Source organism: Cytobacillus solani (genome assembly GCF_001420595.1).
Classification (GTDB): domain Bacteria; phylum Bacillota; class Bacilli; order Bacillales; family Cytobacillaceae; genus Cytobacillus; species Cytobacillus solani.
Genome location: NZ_LJIX01000006.1, coordinates 3364595 through 3385109, shown reverse-complemented (window position 1 = coordinate 3385109; position 20515 = coordinate 3364595). Strand labels below are relative to the sequence as shown.

Here is a 20515-nt window from a genome sequence, read left to right as displayed (position 1 = left end):
AATAACCAAATGGGTTATTGCTTTTTTTATTTCATGAATATATATATTCAGCAGTGATATAACTTTTAAATTCTATTGTCCCTGGCTGAATTGGAGTAGCAGCCTCGCTTTTTGCAAAGGCGGTTGCCTGGAAGGGAATAGGGGCACCTTGCTGATGTATATTTTCTATCACTTGTATTGGTGTTTTTATTAATTTGACACCTAAAGTCCCCGCAATTGTTTCTGCTTTCTGGAAGGAATTCACAACTGCTAAGGATAGCGCCTGTTGGACGAACTGGTCAGCATCCTTTGTAGTAAATTGTATTCCAGAGACGATGTTTGCACCATTGCTGACAGCTGTATCAATGACTATCCCGGTATTTTCTATATGTTCAATAGTAACAAGGAGAAGATGTTGAACTTTATACCCTCTAAAAATTTGTTCTCCATCCTTATAATCATATTGCGGAAAGATAGAATAGTCGACAGTTTGAATCTGTTGCTCCGGCACTCCAAGTTTCTTTAATGCCTCCTTAATCCTCGCTATGATTATTGAATTATTATTCTGAGCCTGTGTTACATCCATAGCCTCAGTAGATGCCCCTAATGTCACCTTAGCCATATTTGGCTGCACTGAAACCCTGCCTTCCCCAAAAACACTTATTATATTCATCCTTTTATTTGACATGTAATTATTTCTATATGGCGGATAGTAGTACATTCTCTCCTGCACTTCCCTTCACTATTTTGGCTTTATTTATATGTACGATAAAAGGAAAGGCAACATTCGAAAATTTTAATAGAATTTAGGGCAACAGAAGAAATCAAGTCATATTGTTTTAAAGCAGGCATACATTTTAAGTAGTGCTAGTCCAAATAGAAAAGCGAAAGCGCCTTGTTCAGGGGCGACAAGCATAAGACGAGCCGACGGGAAGGTTGCTCTTTAACCTTCATGGCGGATGGGCTTATGACCTCGAGCCCCTAGGCGCAGCAGCTAGACAAATAGAAAAGCGAAAGCGCCTTGTTCAGGGGCGACAAGCATAAGACGAGCCGACGGGAAGGTTGCTCTTTAACCTTCATGGCGGATGGGCTTATGACCTCGAGCCCCTAGGCGCAGCAGCTAGACAAATAGAAAAGCGAAAGCGCCTTCGGAACAATCAAAGTGCCGATTGTTCCTGCGGGGATTACTCAAAGGAGATTTCCTTAGTGCCCACCCCCGACAAGCACAAGTTTGCTAGTAAATCAGACTATGATTAGGAGGATTAGTGCATTGGAAACGATTCTAGCCTTTTTGCCGAAAACGATAGCTGATCAATTGCAGCATTTTTCCCCTCCTCAATTGCTGGAGTTAGAAGAGATACGAGTCCGAATTCATCGACCCGTTGAATTAACTGTGAAAGGAATTCCGACGTTTTTACCCTATATTGTAAAACCGGATGATGCTGTTCATCTGCTAAATAAAATTAGCCACTTTTCCATCTATACCCTTGAGGAAGAATTGCGGAGGGGTTATATCACAATTGAGGGTGGACATCGTGTGGGATTGGCAGGCAAGGTTATTCTTGAATCTGGCAAGGTAAAAGCGATAAGAGACATTTCATCCTTTAATATCCGAATTGCCAGAGAACAAATTGGTATTGCCGACAGGCTAGTCCCTCATTTATATAATGAGAGCTGGCTTCATACGATGATTATCGGTCCACCTCAAACAGGTAAAACAACGCTTTTGCGTGATATTGCAAGAATCATATCTAGCGGGGATAAGAATGGGCTTTTCCATTCATATAAAGTAGGGATCGTTGACGAACGATCAGAAATTGCAGGAAGTGTAAATGGAATCCCGCAAATGACATTTGGCCCTCGAATCGATGTCCTTGATGCATGTCCGAAAGTAGAAGGGATGATGATGATGATTCGCTCGATGAGCCCCGACGTACTGATAGTTGATGAAATTGGCAGGCAGGAAGATGCAGATGCCATTATGGAAGCGGTAAATGCCGGAATCAAATTAATGATGACAACACACGGCACCTCATTAGAAGAGATAAGAAAACGGCCAACCATTCGACCTATTCTTGAGATGGGTATTTTTCAGCGCTTCATTGAATTGAACAGGAGAAGCGGGCCCGGAAGCATAACGAGCATGAAAGATGGGACAGGCAGAGAACTCCTGAATGAAGTGAGAAGTGATGTAAGATGGTGAAAGTCATAGGGGCTATTTTCATCATTATAGCTACTACTTGGGCTGGATTTGAGGCGGCCAGACATCTAAATGAGCGGCCGCGTCAGCTGCGGCAATTAAAATCAGCACTCCAGTCTTTAGAGGCGGAAATTATGTACGGCCACACCCCACTGCACGAGGCCGCAAGAAGGCTTGCTTCTCAGCTATCAAAACCGCTGTCTTCCTTCTTTGAGTCCTTTGCGAAAAGATTGACTCATTCAGAAACAACAGTGAAAGATGCCTGGGAGCAGAGTTTAAAGGAAATATGGAAAATTACTGCACTAAAGCAAGGGGAATTTGAAATCATGAAACAATTCGGGGAAACATTAGGCAGGCATGATCGGACTTCTCAGCAAAAGCAAATTATGCTTACCTTGGCCCATTTAGAACGTGAAGAAGCAGATGCATATGATAAGCAGGCAAAATACGAAAAAATGGTTAAAAGCTTAGGTTTCTTATCAGGGCTTTTACTAATTATCTTATTAATGTAGAACGAGGCGGAGGAGAGGTTATGGGCTTAGAGGTCGATATTATTTTTAAAATTGCTGGTGTGGGGATTGTTGTTGCATTTTTACACACAATCCTTGATCAAGTGGGGAAGAAGGAATATGCCCAGTGGGTGACATTGTTTGGCTTTATCTACATTTTATTTATGGTTGCTTCCATTGTTGATGATCTGTTTCAAAAAATTAAGTCTGTCTTTCTATTCCAAGGCTAAAGGAGGGCTTCGCCATTGAAATTCTCCAAATAGTTGGTGTGGCACTTGTTGCTACATTTCTTGCATTGATTGTAAAAGAACAAAAGCCAAATTTCGCCTTCTTACTAATTGTATTTGTTGGCTGTGCAATTTTCCTTTTTTTGGTTGATCAAATTTATGCGATTATCCACATGATTGAACAAATAGCAGTAAATGCAAAAATCAATATGATGTATATTGAAACAATCTTAAAAGTAATTGGGATCGCCTATATTGCTGAATTTGCTGCCCAAATCACAAAAGATGCGGGTCAAGGAGCCATTGCTTCCAAGATCGAGTTAGCAGGGAAAATTTTAATCCTTGCAATGGCCATTCCTATTTTGACAGTAATGATTGAAACAATCATTCAAATGATTCCTGGCTAGACCGATTCCAACTTTAGTTCCCACCTCACGATGCTGTATAGCTCTCCTTCCATTCCAATTTTATTGAATCCAGAATTTTCAAAAACAGCCTTCTAAAATGAGGTGTAACAATGAAGCATTTGATGCTGAAAGTGATGTTTCTCAATCTTTTCCTGTTTTTTTTACTAATTCAAAGTGTACAAGCCTCTCCAGATACTACTAACGTAAATGAAGATTTAGATGTAATTAACCCGCAGGCAATCGTTGACTCCCAACTTGATTCACTTAATATCGACGAATTAAAAGGGTTTTGGGAAAAAATCAGCAATGAATATGGCGGTTTTTTACCAGAGAGTCAAAAAGGAAGTCTATATGAATTTTTAAAAGGAGAAAAAAGCTTTTCCTTTCAGGAATGGGTTTCGGGTTTTATAAAGTTCATTTTCCATGAGTTTATTGTCAATGGGAAACTGCTGGGTTCGTTAATCCTTCTGACTGTATTCAGCATGTTTCTGCAATCACTGCAAAACTCTTTTGAAAAGAGCACAGTCAGTAAAGCGGCATATGCGATTGTTTTTATGGTTTTAATCATTATTGCATTAAATAGCTTCCATGTTGCCATTAGCTATACACAGGAAGCAATTGACACGATGATTTCTTTCATTATGGCGCTTATTCCGTTGTTGTTAGCATTAATTGCTTCCTCAGGCGGAATCGTATCAGCTGCATTCTTTCATCCGGTCATCCTCTTTTTAATGAATATGAGTGGATTATTTATCCAATATGTGGTTCTCCCATTATTATTTCTATCTGCATTACTTAGCATTGTTAGTACATTATCAGAGAATTACAAGGTGACCCAGCTTGCTAATTTGCTGAAAAATTGGAGCATAGGACTTCTCGGAACATTCCTAACTGTCTTTCTCGGCGTTATCTCTGTTCAAGGGGCATCTGCCGCTGTAACAGACGGAATTACGCTGCGGACGGCAAAATTTATCACCGGAAACTTTATCCCGGTCATAGGACGAATGTTTACAGATGCTACAGATACGGTGATTAGTGCCTCTGTCTTATTAAAAAACACAGTAGGGATCGCAGGTGTAGCGATTTTAATCATCATTGCTGCCTTTCCAGCAATCAAAATATTAATGATTGCTTTCATATATAAATTTGCAGCTGCGATTTTGCAGCCCTTAGGCGGAGGGCCAATCATTACCTGCTTGGACATCATCAGCAAGAGTGTCATTTATGTTTTTGCCGCTCTCGCTATTGTCTCGCTAATGTTTTTTTTAAGCATTACAGTTATTATCGCAGCCGGAAACTTGACGATGATGGTCAGGTAGGAGGTGAGCTAAATGGATTTTATTAAAGAATGGATAACGAATATCATCTTATTTGTGCTCTTGGCAACTGTTATTGATATGCTCCTTCCAAATTCAAATTTGCAAAAATATATCAAAATGGTTACGGGACTTCTTCTGATTGCGATTATTTTGACGCCAATATTGAAGTTAGTCTCCAATGATTTTGAAGAAGTGCTCGCAGCAATCCCTTCTATTGAAGCATCTGGAGAAAAAAACTTAGAAAATTCCATCGAAATGCAGAAAAAAGAAATACAAGCATTCCAACATGCATATATTTTAGAAGAAATGCGTGTCCAATTAAAAAAGGATACGGAAGAGGAGTTGATGGAACAGTACGGATTGGAAATTGTGAATGTAGATTTTTTAGCAGATGAATATGATCAGCGTGCTTCCCCAGAAAACTTGCAAAAGGTTGTAGTCTATCTTAAACACATGGATGAAGTAACCGAAGCTGTTGAAGTGGTAAAAAGGGTAGAAATTAATACTGAAGAAACTCTTCCTTCAAATCAGGCAAATGATGAAACAAAAAAAGTTGCTTCACTAATCGCACAAAAATTGGGTGTGGATGAAAACATGATCGAAGTATCGGTAGAAGGAGGGAAGATGAATAAGGATGGATAAGGATAAAGGACCTTTAAATTTTTTAAAAAAGCTATTATCAAAGGATGAACAGTCAGATAAAAAGCCAGGCAAATATCAATATTTGCTGCTTGTCCTTCTCTTTGGAGCTGCAATCATGCTAGTCAGTAATATCTTTTTTAAAGATAAAACGGCAGATACAAGCTTGCCAGTTTTTAATAATCAAGCTGGAGCTAAGAATGAAGAGGATGTTGCTACCTTTGGCAAGGAGCAGCCAGAAGGCAATAGTGTCATTGCTGATTATGAGCGAGCATATGAAACACAAATAAAAGAAATTCTTGATGACATTGTAGGAGTCGAGGGTGCCACAGTTCTTGTGAACGTGGATGCAACCGAACAAAAGGTGTTAGAGAAAAATACAACAAGTAAGACACAAACGACGGATGAAACAGACCGTGAAGGTGGAAAGAGAAAGGTAGAAGATCAATCGAAGGAAGAGCAGCTAGTCATCATTAGAGAGGGAGAAAAAGAGGTTCCAATTGTTCTGGAAACGAAAAAACCAAAAATTAGAGGTGTGGCCATCGTGGCAAAAGGAGCAGAAAATATTCAAGTGAAAAGCTGGATCATTGAGGCGGTATCAAGGGGTCTTGATGTACCAAGTCATCGAATATCAGTCATGCCGAAAAAAACGAAAGCTAAGGGGGAATAATAAATGTTATTGAAAAAACAAACAGTCTGGTTGTTAACAATGCTAAGCCTTGTTGTCGTATTGTCTGTGTACTATATTACTTCACCTGAACAAAGAGGAAATGATTTAGCAGATACGGAAGAAAATGCAGAACAAAAAAATGAAGAAGCGGTAAATACGGACTCTGCTGATGCTGATAGTGATATCATTACAAATGCTGCTGGCGATGAAAAGTTCGAGGCATTACGACTACAGTTAAATGACGAGCGCAACAAACAAGTTGAAGAATTGACTGAAGTGATGGCTACTACAGATCTACCTGCAGAAGAAATTAGCGGAGCAAAGGACCAAATTGATAAGCTTGATGAATTAGCAGAAAAGGAATACATTCTTGAAACGCTTATTAAGGCGATGAATTATGAAGATGTTCTTGTTCGTGCAGATGAGAAAAATGTTCAAGTGACTGTGAAAGCAGAAAAGCTTTCTCGCACAGAAGCGAATGAAATTATTCGCCAGGTAAAAAGTGAAATTGGTGACCTGCAATTAGTAACAGTGGAATTTCAGCCTGAATAATATCAAATTCGGAAGCTGTGCTTAGACAAAATAGCGAGGGGAGATCCCTCGCTATTTCTTTTGTAACTCGATCAGCTGTTCTATTGAATCATGGGCATTGGATACAGAAATAAATAACTGTTCATGATGATTTGTTTGAAGGCCAACTGTTGATGCAATCTCTTGCAGGGAAGCACTAGCTTGTTCAATTACCGAGCTAAATTCACTAATGGATTCACCAATTAGGTTTGATGAATGGTAAATTTGTTTAGTATGTGAATCGTATTGTGTAATATCATCTTTAAGATTGAAAAAGGTTTTCTGGATCTTTTGAAAGACCTCTTGTGTTTCATTGGCAAGGGAAAGATTATTCGTTAATTTTTCTCCTGTAGTATAAATTGTATTTTTTGTGCGTTCTGTATCCATCATTACATTTTGTAAGTTTTCAGTGATTTGCGCAGCTGTTTTTCTTGAAATATCTGCAAGCTTCCTTACTTCTTCAGCTACTACAGCGAATCCCTTTCCGCTAGCACCAGTCCTAGCAGCCTCAATGGATGCATTTAAAGCGAGAAGATTTGTTTGATTCGCGATATCCTGAATCGCTGAAGCAAATTGGGATGTTTCTTTCACAAGGCTTCCTAATGAGGAAATTTGGGTATTTACAACACTCATTTCAGCTAAAGAAAAAGAAATATCCTCACGAAGATTCGTTACTAAAGAATCTCCTTCATAGGTTGTTTGTTCAGCGTCAATCGCATCTTTATGAAGTTTATCGACGAGATGGGCTGTATTTTCAGCAAGTTGATTCGCTTCGTTAAGCGCGTGCGTAATATCAATAATCGTATCTGTTTGCGTTTGTATGCCTGCTGAGATTTCTGTAATTGTATCATTCATTTCAATTGCAGATTGGTAATTTTCTTTACTAAGCCGTTTGACATCTTCTATAAGAGAAGAAATACTAGTGGTACTGTTAGCAACGGTTTCCTTCATTGTGATGTTATTCTCCAATAATAATTGCGTTTCTTTTTGGGCTGAAACAATATTCTTCGATAATTTTTTTGCTAGTGCGAGCTGAAAAGTTAGCAGAATTGTTATTAGTATAAAGAGTAAATACACGGTCACATAATTTTTTCCTTCTAGTGGAAGCTGATCGTGGTGCATAACCGTAAATACAGTTATTACAACTAAACCGATAGCTGAAGCGAGCCATAATAAACATCGTTCCATATAAATAGCTGCAAGGGCAAGAATGAAAAAGATGAGAAAATAAGCAGTTGGAGAAACACTATTTTCCATAATGATAAACATAACACCAGCTACTAAAAAAATGGATAAATAGGGAATGACTTTCATTGCTCTCTTTAAATAGTGGATGATAGCGACAATGCCAACCCCTACACCACCAGCAATTATAATGGATAAAATAACGGCAATTTCTTTTTTCATTACTATATCCACAAGGGCTGCTAGGATGACACATACAAAGGCAGCTTTCACAACTAGGGAGTTTTTCCTTATTAAGTCTTCCTTTTTAATCTCTTCAATCGTCTTCATTTCCACTCTCCCTCTCACTTCTAGTCCATTTGAATGATTATTTCGCTATATTTATTCAAATTTCCTCTGTAAATAGTCACAAAGTTTTCAAAAACAGAGAAATGCATCTTTAAAGTGAAGGTTTCAAATGATAAGGTTGAAAGAAGGAAAATGAAAATATTATGCATAGTTGATAATCCCGTATTGAATTTTAATAAGATCTTATCGTATGATATTAGTAGCTAGTCATAATTTTTTCATCGTATTATTTTCTAATGTTTTTTTAGGAATAAACGAATTGATAATAAGGGGTGCCAAAAATGTTAAAAGTTCAGGAAATTCGTGAACTGATTAAACTTGTTGATCAGTCGAATATTGATGAGTTTGTATATGAGCATGATGGATCGAAAATTAAGATGAAGAAGAAAACAGCAGAGGCTGTTGTTGTTCAGCCGGCTAAAACGGTTATTGAAGAAGTTCAAACACCTAAAGAAGCTGTAAAAGCTCCGGTTAAACAAGAGACAGTTGTAGAACCAGCTGTTACTGAAGCAGTTAAAGAAACTGAAAATCTACATAAAATTGTTTCGCCAATGGTAGGAACGTTCTATCAATCATCCTCACCAGATGCTGAAAGCTATGTAAAAACAGGATCGAAAGTATCAAAAGATTCAATTGTTTGCATCGTAGAAGCAATGAAGCTGTTTAATGAAATTGAAGCTGAAATTAATGGAGAAATTGTTGAAATATTAGTTAGTGATGGACAATTAGTTGAATACGGTCAGCCATTATTTTTAGTAAAGCCTGAGTAAGGAGCGGTAACAGGATGATTAAAAAACTGTTAATTGCAAATAGAGGAGAAATTGCTGTTCGTATTATTCGCGCTTGCCGCGAAATGGGCATTGAATCTGTTGCAGTATATTCTGAAGCTGATAAGGAATCGCTTCATGTTCAGCTTGCAGATGAAGCCTATTGCATTGGTCCGACAGCATCAAAGGATAGTTATTTAAATTTCACGAATATTATTAGCGTCGCTAAGCTAACGGGTTGTGATGCGATTCATCCGGGATATGGATTTTTAGCAGAGAATGCCGATTTTGCAGACCTTTGCCGAGAATGTAATATTATTTTTGTCGGTCCTACTCCAGAGGCAATTACGAAGATGGGAACGAAGGATATCGCAAGAGAGACAATGAAGGAAGCTGGCGTTCCGATTGTTCCTGGTTCAAATGGGATAATTAAAGATGTAGAAGAAGCCATTGAACTGGCTAATAAAATTGAATATCCGGTGATTATTAAAGCTACGGCTGGCGGCGGCGGAAAAGGAATTCGTGTCGCACGTAACGAGGCAGAGCTTGTAAAAGGGATTACGATTACCCAGCAAGAAGCCTTAACTGCATTTGGAAACCCAGGTGTTTATATAGAAAAATATATTGAAGATTTCCGCCATGTTGAAATACAAGTGCTTGCAGATTCGTTTGGAAACGTTGTTCACCTAGGGGAAAGAGACTGCTCTATTCAAAGACGTCTGCAAAAACTGCTTGAAGAAACTCCTTCACCTGCATTGGATGAGGAAACGCGTAATAAAATGGGTAATGCAGCTGTAAAGGCAGCACAAGCAGTTGATTATACTGGGGCAGGAACGATAGAATTTATCTATGATTACCATGGACGCAACTTTTATTTCATGGAAATGAATACACGGATTCAGGTTGAACACCCAGTAACAGAAATGGTAACGGGTGTGGATTTAATTAAAGAGCAGATTAAAGTGGCATCAGGTGAGAAGCTGGAATTTAGCCAGCAGGATGTAACTTTTAGTGGCTGGTCGATTGAATGCCGTATCAATGCTGAAAATCCAGAAAAGAACTTTATGCCATCTGCAGGGAAAATTACCATGTATCTCCCTCCTGGCGGTTATGGTGTTCGAGTTGATTCTGCTGCGTACCCAGGGTATGTGATTCCGCCTTACTACGATTCCATGATTGCAAAGGTAATCACTTATGGACATACAAGGGATGAAGCTATTGCTCGGATGAAAAGAGCATTAAGTGAATTTGTTGTAGAGGGTATCCATACGACAATTCCGTTCCATTTAAAGCTTTTAAGCCATGAACAGTTTATAGATGGAAATTTTAATACAAAGTTTTTAGAAATATATAATGTAATGGATAAAAAAGATTAAAATGGAGGTGCAAGGATGAGCGAAAATATTTTAGAGATGAATAAAGAAAACGCTGGTCTTGGTAAAGTTGAAATTGCTCCTGAAGTGATAGAAGTGATAGCTGGTATCGCGGCATCAGAGGTCGAGGGGGTTGCCCAAATGCGCGGGAACTTTGCTTCAGGTGTTGTTGAACGTTTAGGAAAGAAAAACCATGGTAAAGGCGTTAAGGTTGAGTTATCTGATGAGGGAATTAAAGTGGATGTTTATTGCTCAATGACGTTCGGTATATCCATTCCGAATGTAGCGCAAAAAATTCAAGATAATATCCGCCAGGCTCTTCTGAATATGACAGCGCTAGAAGCACAAGAAGTAAATATTCATGTAGTCGGTATTACATTTGAAAACCAAAAGCATGAAGTGGAAGTAGATCAGGAAATGTAAAGAGTGAGGCCAAAGACGTTCATTTTGTCTTTGGCTTTTTTACGTTACAAAAAAACTTTTTATACTGTGATCTAAGACGTTTAATTACTAAATATTTCTTGCTAAAGTAATGAATGACGGTTTATAACCGTTTTTACAAGGGGAATGATGATGGTATAAGAAGATGCGTATTCGATATACTTATGCTATGATTACTAATGTATTTTTTGAACGATTATAGCAGAAATTTTCCCTGTAAAAGGAGTTATGGAATAGATGAAAAGAAGAACAGCCAGAGAAAAGGCATTACAAGCATTATTTCAAATTGATATGAGTCAGGTAGAACCAGGTTCAGCCATTGAACATGTACTGGAAGGTGCGCCAAATGATAAATATTTAAGCAAATTAGTACATGGTGTATTAGAGAATAAAGACCATATTGATCAATCAATTAAGAAGCACCTTTCAAATTGGACACTGGAAAGATTGGCAACCGTAGATCGAAATCTATTAAGATTATCCGTTTATGAGTTACAGTTTGGCAGTGAAGAGATTCCGCCAAATGTTGCAATTGATGAAGCCATAGAAATTGCAAAAATGTATGGTGACGATCAATCAAGTAAGTTTATAAACGGTGTTCTATCAAAGATTAAACAGCAACTGTGATTCATTCAACCAGCGGTTTACTCACATTACATTAGGAGGAAGCTTAAATGGGGAAAAGTTTAATTGATGGAAAAGAAATTGCTAGACAAAAGAAAACCTTAATTGCTGAAGAGGTTGAGAAACTAAAAAAGGACGGTATCGTTCCTGGTCTTGCTGTTATCTTAGTTGGAAATAATCCAGCCTCTAAAACTTATGTAACCAACAAAGAAAGAACATGTCGTGAGCTTGGCATGCATTCTGTGTTAATTGAACTTCCTGAATCAGTAAGTGAAGAAGCCTTATTAAATCAAGTAGCTGAATTAAATGAAGATTCGAGCATTCATGGCATTCTTGTACAAATGCCATTGCCAGACCATATTAATGAAAAAAAGGTAATTGAAGCGATTTCACCTGAAAAAGATGTGGATGGATTTCACCCTGTAAATGTCGGCCGGATGATGACAGGTCAGGATTCTTTCTTACCATGTACACCTTATGGGGTTATGGAAATGTTAGATTACATAGGTGCTGATATTGCCGGGAAACACGTAGTTGTTGTTGGGCGCAGTAATATTGTTGGGAAACCAGCTGGACAGCTATTTTTAAATAAGAATGCTACCGTTACTTATTGCCATTCCAAAACACCTGACTTGAAAGCTTTTACAACGCAGGCAGATATTCTTGTTGCAGCTGTTGGCAAGGTTAATATAATTACGAAGGACCATGTGAAAGAAGGAGCAATTGTCATCGATGTCGGCATGAATAGAAATAGTGAAGGCAAGCTCTGTGGCGATGTGGACTTTAGCAATGTGAAGGAAATTGCAAGCTATATTACTCCAGTTCCTGGAGGCGTAGGCCCAATGACCATTACAATGCTCATGTTCAATACCTTAAAAGCAGCGAAAGCCATTAAGAACAAAGCGACTACAGTGTAAAAATTAAATAAAAATAATCACTCTGCCTTTTCATTAGACACCTTTCCAATCCGTTTATATGTGACGGCTGGAATAACTAAATCTATCATGAAAGGGCAGTTTTATTGTCGTATTATTCTAAGAAGAGAAAGATTTTAATTTTGGATTTTAAGAATTGTCTAGCTACAACGCCTATCGCCTATCAAACTTCGGCGATTACCAAGGCGCTTACGCTTTTCTAATTTTAAGGAGACTGACTATTTTATGAATGATAAGCGATATTTAACAGTCAATGCTCTAACGAAATACATAAAAAGAAAATTCGATGCAGACCCACATTTACAGGATGTCATGGTAAAGGGAGAAATATCAAATTTTAAACAGCATTCGAGCGGACATATGTATTTTACCTTAAAGGATGAAAAAGCTCGGGTTCTTGCTGTTATGTTCTCGAGATATAACCATATGATGAAGTTTTCTCCTGAAAACGGAATGAAGGTGCTAATAAGAGGGGACCTAACTGTTTATGAACCGAGCGGTCAATATCAAATTTACATTAAGGAAATGCAGCCAGACGGAATCGGGGATTTATATTTAGCTTATGAACAGCTAAAGGAAAAATTGGAAAAGGAAGGCTTGTTCTCGGCAGAATCTAAAAAACCAATCCCAAAGTTTCCGAAAACTGTCGGAGTGGTCACTTCACCGACGGGGGCTGCCATCCGTGATATTATTACAACGATTAAAAGGCGTTATCCTGTAGCGAACATTCTTATTTTTCCTGCTCTCGTTCAAGGTGGACAAGCAGCTCCTTCCATTGTGAAAGCCATTCAAATGGCTAATAGCCGTGAGGAAGCAGATGTCCTGATTATTGGACGCGGAGGCGGATCTATTGAAGAATTATGGGCCTTTAACGAAGAAATAGTAGCAAAATCTATTTTTCATTCTCGTATTCCGATTATTTCTGCGGTTGGTCATGAAACAGATTTTACAATTGCAGATTTTGTAGCTGATTTAAGAGCGCCTACACCGACTGGAGCAGCAGAAATGGCAGTGCCGCATATTGAAGATTTATCGGAACGGATTTTTAATAGACAGTCTCGGATGATTCGAGCATTAAAAGAGCAATTAAATCTACAAAATGAAAGGCTTGCAAGAATTCAAAAATCTTATGCATTCCGCTATCCTCATAAATTATATGAACAAAAGCTTGAGCAGGTCGACAAATGGACAGAGCAGCTCCAGAGAGGTTCAAAAAAGCTTTTTGAATTGAAAGCTGAAGAGTGGATAAACCTGCAAAAAAGATTGAAGCGAAGCCATCCAAATGAAAGAATCGATGAAGCCAAGCTGCATCAGGAAAAGGTGCAGAAATCATTAAATCGAGCGATAGCAACAATTTTTGCATTGAAAGAAAAAGACTTTTCCCACATGCTTACAACATTGGAAGCGCTAAGCCCATTGAAAATTATGGATAGAGGGTATAGTCTTGTTTATTCTGATGAGGGAAAATTGATTAAAACAGTCAATCAAGTGAAGCGGAATGAGCAAATAAAGGTAAAGGTATCGGATGGTGCTATTCATTGTTTAGTAACAGATATTGAGGAGTGAGAAGGATGTCTGCAGAACAAAAACTTACTTTTGAAGAAGCGATGAAACATTTAGAAGAAATTGTTGATAAACTGGAGGAAGGAGATGTACCTTTAGAAGAAGCTATTAATATTTACAAAAAAGGAATGGAATTATCAAAGCTGTGCCATGATAAATTGAAAAATGTGGAGTCTCAGCTAACAGAAATTTTGACAGAGGACGGACGAAAAGAAAATTTCGTCATAACTGAGGAGGAGTAATTTTGTCACAAGAATCGTTTTCAACATTTGCAAGCACACACAAACTGTTACTTGAAAAGGAATTAAGGGATCGTGTGAATCAATTAACTGCCCCTCCAGTTATTAAGGAATCAATGCTTTATTCTTTGGAGGCAGGCGGTAAGCGGATTAGGCCATTGCTGCTTTTTGCAACATTATCTGCTTTTGGGGAGGACACAAGAAAAGGATTACAAGCGGCTGCAGCAATCGAAATGATTCATACGTACTCCCTTATTCATGATGATCTGCCGAGTATGGATAATGATGATTTAAGAAGGGGAAAGCCGACAAATCATAAAGTTTTCGGGGATGCCTTTGCTATTCTGGCAGGAGATGCTCTTTTAACATACAGTTTTCAGCTGCTTGCGGAAACGCCTGATGATTTTGCAGATGCGTCGACAAAGCTTGCTTTAATCAAGGAGCTAACTAAAGCATCTGGCGCAGAAGGAATGGTAGGCGGCCAAGTTGCGGATATAAGCGGAGAAGAGAAAGATTTATCGTTAAGTGATTTAGAGTATATTCATATTCATAAAACTGGCAAACTCCTTGAATGCAGCGTTGTTTCCGGAGCTATTTTAGCTGGAGCAACAGAAGAGCAAATCAAAATTCTTGCAAAATTTGCTTATCATCTTGGTCTTGCTTTTCAAATTCGAGATGATATTCTTGATTTGGAAGGAGTCGAAGAGATAATTGGCAAACGCGTAGGAAGTGACGAGATCAATCATAAAGTAACCTATCCATCCCTTTTATCTCTAGATGGGGCGAAGGATGCCCTGCATCAACATATTGAATTAGCAAAACACCAATTAAAGACAATAGGATTAAATGTCGAATGGCTTGAGGCAATTACAAATTTGATTGAGACAAGAGATCACTAATAAATAACTGAAGTATTTCCACAAGAACAAGCAATTTTGCTTTTTCTTGTGGATTTATTTCATACTGTTATAATATACACTATAAAAAACTTTTGAATTAGAAAATTGTCTAGCTTCTGCGCCTACCCCCTGACAAGCACAAGCCAATCCTCCCAGAAAGGAAAGAACGCCTTTCCGAGAGGCTCGTCTTGTGCTTGTCAGGGGTGACCACTAAGGAAAGCTCCTTAGAATAATCGTCGCAGGAACAATCTGTAGTTTGATTGTTCCGAAGGCGCCTCCGCATTTCTATGAACTAATGAAAGTGAGTGATCCGTTGAATGGATCTTATGAAAATTAAGGACCCTTCTTTTTTAAAGAAACTCTCAAATAAAGAATTACAAACATTGAGTCAGGATATACGACAATTCCTGATTGAAAGGTTATCAAGCACTGGCGGCCATATAGGACCTAACTTAGGTGTTGTTGAGCTAACAATTGCCCTGCATAAATGTTTTGACAGCCCTAAGGATAAAATTATTTGGGATGTTGGTCACCAATCGTATGTGCACAAAATTTTAACGGGCCGTGCAGATCAATTTGATACTTTAAGACAGTATAAAGGTTTATGCGGGTTTCCAAAAATGGCTGAAAGTGAACATGATGTGTGGGAGACAGGGCATAGCTCCACTTCCTTATCAGCTGCAATGGGAATGGCTATTGCGAGAGATTTGAAAAAAGAGAGTTCCTATGTTGTACCAGTCATTGGGGATGGTGCATTAACAGGTGGGATGGCTTTAGAAGCATTAAACCATATTGGTCATGAAAAGAAGAATATGATTGTGATTCTAAATGATAATGAAATGTCTATTGCACCGAATGTTGGAGCTTTACACAATGTTCTCGGCAAACTTCGCACGGCTGGGAAATATCAGTGGGCAAAGGATGAGCTCGAATATCTTCTTAAGAAGATCCCGGCAGTTGGAGGTAAGCTTGCTGCAACTGCTGAGAGAGTAAAGGACAGCCTTAAATATCTGTTTGTCTCCGGTGTGTTTTTTGAAGAGTTAGGCTTTACGTATTTAGGCCCAGTTGATGGACATGATTTCGAAAATTTATTCGAAAATCTAAGTTATGCGAAGAAAACAGAAGGACCGGTTCTTCTTCATGTGATTACAAAAAAAGGAAAAGGCTACAAACCAGCTGAAAATGATACGGTTGGAACATGGCATGGGACAGGTCCATATAAAATGGACACAGGCGATTTTGTTAAGCCAGTGAATACACCACCTGCGTGGAGCAAGCTAGTGAGTGAAACGGTTCGGAAACTGGCAAGAAAAGATGAACGAATTGTTGCGATTACCCCAGCCATGCCAGTTGGATCCAAGCTTGAAGGCTTTGCCAATGAATTTCCAGAGAGAATGTATGATGTGGGAATTGCAGAACAGCATGCGGCAACAGTAGCTGCAGGCCTTGCGACACAAAAAATGAAGCCATTTCTAGCGATATATTCAACATTCCTTCAACGTGCATATGACCAAGTCGTACATGATATTTGCCGCCAAAACTTAAATGTTTTTATCGGGATTGATCGTGCTGGTCTTGTAGGTGCCGATGGTGAAACGCATCAAGGTGTATTTGATATTGCTTTTTTAAGGCATGTTCCGAATATCGTTCTAATGATGCCGAAGGATGAAAATGAAGGACAGCACATGGTTTATACAGCTGTCCAATATGATGAAGGGCCAATAGCAATGAGATTTCCGCGAGGCAATGGACTTGGAGTACCGATGGATGAGACACTAAAGCCAATCCCTATAGGAACGTGGGAGGTACTAAAAAAAGGTCAGGATGCAGCTATTTTAACGTTTGGCACAACAATTCCGATGGCTTTGGAAGCGGCAGGCATTTTAGAAAAACGCGGAGTTTCAGTTAAAGTAATTAACGCAAGATTCATTAAGCCGTTAGATCAGGAAATGCTTTTAAAACTATTTAAAGAAAATATGCCGATTTTAACTATTGAAGAAGCGGTTCTCCAAGGAGGATTCGGCAGCTCTATACTAGAATATGCTCATGAAAAGGGATTCCACCATATGGAAATTGACTGTATGGGAATTCCTGATCAGTTTATTGAGCATGGAAGTGTAGAGAAACTTTTAGAAGAAATCGGCATGACCACGGATGATGTAGTAAAGCGAATGAACATTCTAGCAAGAAAAAAACAAAAAAGGGCTTAAGCATGAAAATAAAGAAAGAACGATTAGATGTTTTATTAGTTGAAAGAGGATTGGCAGAAACAAGAGAAAAAGCAAAAAGAACCATTATGGCCGGACTTGTATTCAGTAATGAAAATCGCCTTGATAAGCCAGGAGAAAAAGTAAATAGTGATATTCCATTAAGAATAAAAGGGAAGGTTTTACCTTATGTAAGCAGGGGTGGTCTAAAGCTTGAAAAGGCTTTAAAAATATTTAACTTAAATGTGAAGGATAAAGTTCTTTTAGATATTGGCGCCTCTACAGGTGGCTTTACGGATTGTGCACTGCAGAATGGGGCAAAAATGTCCTATGCTTTAGATGTTGGCTATAACCAGCTAGCGTGGAAGTTAAGGCAGGATGAGCGTGTTATTGTGATGGAACGAACGAATTTCCGTTATGTGACACCTGCAGACCTGACAGAAGGGATGCCGAATCTTGCATCCATCGATGTATCCTTTATCTCATTAAAATTGATCCTTCCTGTACTAAAGACGCTGCTCGTATTGAATAGTGATGTGGTTGCACTTGTAAAACCTCAGTTTGAAGCAGGCCGTGAACAAGTAGGGAAAAAAGGAATTGTCAGGGATTCGAAGGTACATGAACAGGTCCTTGAAATGATTATAGAATTCTCACTTGGTCTTGGATATAATGTATGCGATCTATCGTTCTCTCCAATAACTGGAGGAGATGGTAATATAGAATTTTTACTCCACCTTTCCTGGACTGGAGAAAAGGCGATTGGGGAAAACATGCTTCAAACAAAGCCAAAGGATATCGTACAGGAAGCTCATTCAGAATTAAAAACAAAACAATCCAATCAAGAGGAATAGGCTGTGGCTTATTTCTTTTTTTTTCGGGGAGAATAACAAAAAATATTTATGTTAGATTGCAGTAAATATTCCCCCGGAAATTGAAGAAAAATTGTACATTATAGGGAAAATCAGCTAACATATAGGTAGGATTTAGTGTTTTTTCCTTAAAATATTTATTAAATTCACGAGTAAAGTCTTATGGAAAAGAAACATAAATTGAGGTGAAATAATGAATAAAGGCCAACGCCATATTAAAATTCGGGAGATTATTGCAAATAATGATATTGAGACACAGGATGATCTTGTCGATGAGTTAAAAAGTGCTGGTTACAATGTAACACAGGCAACCGTTTCAAGAGATATTAAAGAACTTCATCTTGTAAAAGTACCTTTAATTGATGGGCGGTATAAATATAGTCTCCCAGCTGACCAACGTTTTAATCCATTACAAAAGCTAAGAAGAAATCTTATGGATGCATTTGTTCGAATTGACACTGCGGGTCATCTTCTCGTTATGAAGACCTTGCCAGGAAATGCAATGGCCATTGGAGCATTAATTGATAATCTGGATTGGGAAGAGATATTAGGAACGATTTGCGGGGATGATACAATCTTAATTATTTGTAGAACACCTGAGGATACGGAAGCTATTTCAAACCGCTTTCTTGAAATGCTATAACTTTAATCAGCATAAGTCTTGCTTTTAGAAAAGAAATGAATATAAAAAAGCATTCCATTTTTACACGGTCAAACCAAGCTGAATAAAGTTAAAGACTCCGGCAGATGACTCAGATTTTTTGGAACTTATTGAGCATGCTCGTTAAAAATCTGGGCGCAAATCCGCCAGGGCGTATTTGATATGGGGTGAGAAGATTCATGATAACTGAATTATCGATAAGAAATTTTGCAATTATTGAAGCCCTATCAATTTCCTTTGATAAGGGCTTAACTGTATTAAGCGGGGAAACAGGAGCGGGAAAATCAATTATTATTGATGCTATACATTTACTTGTAGGTGGAAGAGGATCTGCTGAGTTTGTCCGTCATGGATCCGAAAAGGCGGAAATTGAAGGATTATTTCAACTAGACGATCCAAACCATCCATGCTTTGCAAAAGCAAATGAATTTGGCATTGAGCTTGAGGATGGAATGGCTATTTTACGAAGAGATATTTCTAGCAATGGAAAAAGTGTTTGTCGAATAAACGGAAAGCTTGTTACAATTTCAACTTTAAGGGAAATTGGCAGTACACTTATTGATATACATGGACAGCATGAGCATCAAGAGCTCATGGATGAAACGATGCACCTTTCTCTTCTTGATCAATTTGGAGGCGAAAAGATTACTTCGGCTCTTAAAGAATACCAGCAAGTGTACCATACTTACGAGCAAAAGGTAAAACAATTAAAGAATCTAAGCGAAAATGACCAGCAAATGGCACATCGACTTGATTTGATTCAATTTCAGCTTGATGAAATTCGCTCAGCTGACTTGAAGTTAAATGAAGATGAGGAGATGCTAGAAGAAAAACGGAAGCTTAGTAACTTTGAACGGGTATATGATTCCTTGCAATCAGGTTACAATGGATTACAAGGAGAATATAAAGGGCTGGATTGGATTGGGCTAGTGATGGGGCATATTCAAAATGCGGCAGAGCTTGATCCTGCATATAAGGAATTAGCCGAGTCTGTTTCTAATAGCTTCTATCAGCTGGAAGACGCAGCACGCACGATTCGTAATGAAATGGATTTTCTTGAATATGATCCAGTTAGATTAGCCGAAATCGAAGATAGATTGAATGAAATCAATCAATTGAAGCGGAAATATGGCAAAACTGTAGAAGAAGTCTTGGAATATGCTTCGAAAATTGAGGAAGAAATAGAAACATTGTTAAATAAGGAAACGCATATTGACCAACTAGAAAAGGAAATTGCTTCTCTAAAGAAGGACCTTTTAATCGAAGCAGAAGAATTAAGTGCACTTCGGAAAATTTCCGCACAAAATTTAACAGAATTTATTCACAAAGAATTAAAAGAGCTCTATATGGAGAAAACTGTATTTGAGGTTCAATTTATCAAAAATACAGAAAGCTTCATGAGGAATGGAATGGATAAAGGTGAATTTTATATTTCTACAAATCCAGGGGAACCATTAAAGCCCCTTTCTAAAATTGCCTCAGGAGGAGAGCTTTCTAGAATTATGCTTGCGTTAAAGAGTATTCTTTCTAAGCATCAAGGCGTAACCTCCATCATATTTGATGAAGTTGACACGGGAGTAAGTGGCCGGGTTGCCCAGGCAATTGCAGAAAAGATTCATAAAGTGGCTGTTAATTCCCAAGTTTTATGTATTTCTCATTTGCCTCAAGTGGCAGCAATGGCTGACACACATTTATATATTGCAAAGAATATCATTGATGGACGAACAAAAACAACGGTTAAATCACTAAATGAATCCGAAAAGATTAAAGAAATTGGCCGGATGATTTCTGGTGTCGAAATTACTGAATTAACGAAGGAACATGCAAAGGAGCTTCTTCAACTTGCAGAGCAATTAAAGATACATTGAAAAGCTATCCAAAGGA

The 20515-nt window shown here is 38.3% G+C and carries 22 protein-coding genes; 20 read left to right on the top strand and 2 right to left on the bottom strand.

What is annotated here, in order from left to right:
- Positions 1-31: 31 nt before the first annotated feature.
- Complete coding sequence (locus AN957_RS18780; RefSeq protein ID WP_281176535.1) at positions 32-652, bottom strand: SIMPL domain-containing protein; 621 nt, start codon at positions 650-652, stop codon at positions 32-34.
- Positions 653-1249: 597 nt separating this feature from the next.
- Between AN957_RS18780 and spoIIIAA the strand changes: the two genes are divergently transcribed.
- The 8 genes from spoIIIAA to AN957_RS18740 all read left to right on the top strand — a co-directional run bounded on the left by spoIIIAA (position 1250) and on the right by AN957_RS18740 (position 6502).
- A complete protein-coding gene (spoIIIAA, locus tag AN957_RS18775; RefSeq protein ID WP_053476968.1) occupies positions 1250-2182 on the top strand; it encodes a stage III sporulation protein AA in 933 nt (310 codons plus the stop codon).
- Positions 2176-2691, top strand: a complete 516-nt coding sequence (gene spoIIIAB, locus AN957_RS18770) for a stage III sporulation protein SpoIIIAB (RefSeq protein ID WP_053476967.1) — start codon at positions 2176-2178, stop codon at positions 2689-2691. Before spoIIIAA ends, spoIIIAB begins: the two co-directional genes overlap by 7 nt.
- Before the next feature lie 20 nt (positions 2692-2711).
- Positions 2712-2918, top strand: coding sequence for a stage III sporulation protein AC (gene spoIIIAC / locus AN957_RS18765; protein WP_009794945.1), 207 nt, complete (start codon positions 2712-2714; stop codon positions 2916-2918).
- 14 nt (positions 2919-2932) lie between these two features.
- A complete protein-coding gene (gene spoIIIAD / locus AN957_RS18760) occupies positions 2933-3322 on the top strand; it encodes a stage III sporulation protein AD (protein WP_172797718.1) in 390 nt (129 codons plus the stop codon).
- Positions 3323-3432: 110 nt separating this feature from the next.
- On the top strand, positions 3433-4641 hold the full coding sequence (spoIIIAE, locus tag AN957_RS18755) for a stage III sporulation protein AE (RefSeq protein ID WP_053476965.1): 1209 nt from the start codon (positions 3433-3435) through the stop codon (positions 4639-4641).
- Positions 4642-4653: 12 nt separating this feature from the next.
- Positions 4654-5283 carry a stage III sporulation protein AF gene (gene spoIIIAF / locus AN957_RS18750; protein WP_053476964.1) on the top strand — a complete coding sequence of 210 codons (630 nt, stop codon included), beginning with the start codon at positions 4654-4656 and terminating at the stop codon, positions 5281-5283.
- On the top strand, positions 5276-5950 hold the full coding sequence (gene spoIIIAG / locus AN957_RS18745; RefSeq protein ID WP_053476963.1) for a stage III sporulation protein AG: 675 nt from the start codon (positions 5276-5278) through the stop codon (positions 5948-5950). Before spoIIIAF ends, spoIIIAG begins: the two co-directional genes overlap by 8 nt.
- 3 nt (positions 5951-5953) lie before the next feature.
- A complete protein-coding gene (locus tag AN957_RS18740; RefSeq protein ID WP_056685511.1) occupies positions 5954-6502 on the top strand; it encodes a SpoIIIAH-like family protein in 549 nt (182 codons plus the stop codon).
- A 51-nt stretch (positions 6503-6553) separates the two neighbouring features.
- Here AN957_RS18740 and AN957_RS18735 read toward each other — a convergent pair whose 3' ends face one another.
- A complete protein-coding gene (locus AN957_RS18735; protein WP_056685508.1) occupies positions 6554-8035 on the bottom strand; it encodes a methyl-accepting chemotaxis protein in 1482 nt (493 codons plus the stop codon).
- Positions 8036-8334: 299 nt separating this feature from the next.
- Here AN957_RS18735 and accB point away from each other — a divergent pair, with 299 nt between their 5' ends.
- The 12 genes from accB to recN all read left to right on the top strand — a co-directional run bounded on the left by accB (position 8335) and on the right by recN (position 20499).
- Complete coding sequence (gene accB, locus AN957_RS18730) at positions 8335-8823, top strand: acetyl-CoA carboxylase biotin carboxyl carrier protein (protein WP_053476960.1); 489 nt, start codon at positions 8335-8337, stop codon at positions 8821-8823.
- Between the two features lie 14 nt (positions 8824-8837).
- On the top strand, positions 8838-10196 hold the full coding sequence (gene accC, locus AN957_RS18725) for an acetyl-CoA carboxylase biotin carboxylase subunit (protein ID WP_053476959.1): 1359 nt from the start codon (positions 8838-8840) through the stop codon (positions 10194-10196).
- A 15-nt stretch (positions 10197-10211) separates the two neighbouring features.
- A complete protein-coding gene (locus AN957_RS18720; protein WP_053476958.1) occupies positions 10212-10616 on the top strand; it encodes an Asp23/Gls24 family envelope stress response protein in 405 nt (134 codons plus the stop codon).
- A gap of 255 nt (positions 10617-10871) precedes the next feature.
- Positions 10872-11261 (top strand): transcription antitermination factor NusB, encoded by a 390-nt coding sequence (gene nusB, locus AN957_RS18715; RefSeq protein WP_053476957.1) that lies wholly within the window; start codon positions 10872-10874, stop codon positions 11259-11261.
- Between the two features lie 47 nt (positions 11262-11308).
- Entirely contained in the window at positions 11309-12175 is an 867-nt protein-coding gene (gene folD, locus AN957_RS18710; RefSeq protein WP_053476956.1) for a bifunctional methylenetetrahydrofolate dehydrogenase/methenyltetrahydrofolate cyclohydrolase FolD, read from the top strand.
- A gap of 243 nt (positions 12176-12418) precedes the next feature.
- On the top strand, positions 12419-13759 hold the full coding sequence (gene xseA, locus AN957_RS18705) for an exodeoxyribonuclease VII large subunit (RefSeq protein WP_053476955.1): 1341 nt from the start codon (positions 12419-12421) through the stop codon (positions 13757-13759).
- Between the two features lie 5 nt (positions 13760-13764).
- Positions 13765-13998, top strand: coding sequence for an exodeoxyribonuclease VII small subunit (locus AN957_RS18700; protein ID WP_053476954.1), 234 nt, complete (start codon positions 13765-13767; stop codon positions 13996-13998).
- A gap of 2 nt (positions 13999-14000) precedes the next feature.
- Positions 14001-14894 (top strand): polyprenyl synthetase family protein, encoded by an 894-nt coding sequence (locus tag AN957_RS18695; RefSeq protein ID WP_053476953.1) that lies wholly within the window; start codon positions 14001-14003, stop codon positions 14892-14894.
- 317 nt (positions 14895-15211) lie between these two features.
- Positions 15212-17104, top strand: a complete 1893-nt coding sequence (gene dxs, locus AN957_RS18690) for a 1-deoxy-D-xylulose-5-phosphate synthase (protein ID WP_053476952.1) — start codon at positions 15212-15214, stop codon at positions 17102-17104.
- Between the two features lie 2 nt (positions 17105-17106).
- On the top strand, positions 17107-17952 hold the full coding sequence (locus AN957_RS18685; protein ID WP_053476951.1) for a TlyA family RNA methyltransferase: 846 nt from the start codon (positions 17107-17109) through the stop codon (positions 17950-17952).
- Between the two features lie 211 nt (positions 17953-18163).
- Complete coding sequence (gene ahrC, locus AN957_RS18680; protein WP_053476950.1) at positions 18164-18613, top strand: transcriptional regulator AhrC/ArgR; 450 nt, start codon at positions 18164-18166, stop codon at positions 18611-18613.
- A 197-nt stretch (positions 18614-18810) separates the two neighbouring features.
- Positions 18811-20499 carry a DNA repair protein RecN gene (gene recN / locus AN957_RS18675; protein ID WP_053476949.1) on the top strand — a complete coding sequence of 563 codons (1689 nt, stop codon included), beginning with the start codon at positions 18811-18813 and terminating at the stop codon, positions 20497-20499.
- Positions 20500-20515 lie beyond the last annotated feature (16 nt).

Excerpts from the sequence above, each read along its gene's own strand:
- spoIIIAC (WP_009794945.1), top strand. The coding sequence starts at position 2,712 with ATGGGCTTAGAGGTCGATATTATTTTTAAAATTGCTGGTGTGGGGATT.
- AN957_RS18780 (WP_281176535.1), bottom strand. The coding sequence starts at position 652 with ATGAATATAATAAGTGTTTTTGGGGAAGGCAGGGTTTCAGTGCAGCCA.
- AN957_RS18735 (WP_056685508.1), bottom strand. The coding sequence starts at position 8,035 with ATGAAGACGATTGAAGAGATTAAAAAGGAAGACTTAATAAGGAAAAAC.
- accC (WP_053476959.1), top strand. The coding sequence starts at position 8,838 with ATGATTAAAAAACTGTTAATTGCAAATAGAGGAGAAATTGCTGTTCGT.
- spoIIIAE (WP_053476965.1), top strand. The coding sequence starts at position 3,433 with ATGAAGCATTTGATGCTGAAAGTGATGTTTCTCAATCTTTTCCTGTTT.
- spoIIIAB (WP_053476967.1), top strand. The coding sequence starts at position 2,176 with ATGGTGAAAGTCATAGGGGCTATTTTCATCATTATAGCTACTACTTGG.
- spoIIIAF (WP_053476964.1), top strand. The coding sequence starts at position 4,654 with ATGGATTTTATTAAAGAATGGATAACGAATATCATCTTATTTGTGCTC.
- AN957_RS18700 (WP_053476954.1), top strand. The coding sequence starts at position 13,765 with ATGTCTGCAGAACAAAAACTTACTTTTGAAGAAGCGATGAAACATTTA.
- dxs (WP_053476952.1), top strand. The coding sequence starts at position 15,212 with ATGGATCTTATGAAAATTAAGGACCCTTCTTTTTTAAAGAAACTCTCA.
- spoIIIAG (WP_053476963.1), top strand. The coding sequence starts at position 5,276 with ATGGATAAGGATAAAGGACCTTTAAATTTTTTAAAAAAGCTATTATCA.
- xseA (WP_053476955.1), top strand. The coding sequence starts at position 12,419 with ATGAATGATAAGCGATATTTAACAGTCAATGCTCTAACGAAATACATA.
- folD (WP_053476956.1), top strand. The coding sequence starts at position 11,309 with ATGGGGAAAAGTTTAATTGATGGAAAAGAAATTGCTAGACAAAAGAAA.
- AN957_RS18685 (WP_053476951.1), top strand. The coding sequence starts at position 17,107 with ATGAAAATAAAGAAAGAACGATTAGATGTTTTATTAGTTGAAAGAGGA.
- AN957_RS18720 (WP_053476958.1), top strand. The coding sequence starts at position 10,212 with ATGAGCGAAAATATTTTAGAGATGAATAAAGAAAACGCTGGTCTTGGT.
- recN (WP_053476949.1), top strand. The coding sequence starts at position 18,811 with ATGATAACTGAATTATCGATAAGAAATTTTGCAATTATTGAAGCCCTA.
- accB (WP_053476960.1), top strand. The coding sequence starts at position 8,335 with ATGTTAAAAGTTCAGGAAATTCGTGAACTGATTAAACTTGTTGATCAG.
- ahrC (WP_053476950.1), top strand. The coding sequence starts at position 18,164 with ATGAATAAAGGCCAACGCCATATTAAAATTCGGGAGATTATTGCAAAT.
- AN957_RS18740 (WP_056685511.1), top strand. The coding sequence starts at position 5,954 with ATGTTATTGAAAAAACAAACAGTCTGGTTGTTAACAATGCTAAGCCTT.
- nusB (WP_053476957.1), top strand. The coding sequence starts at position 10,872 with ATGAAAAGAAGAACAGCCAGAGAAAAGGCATTACAAGCATTATTTCAA.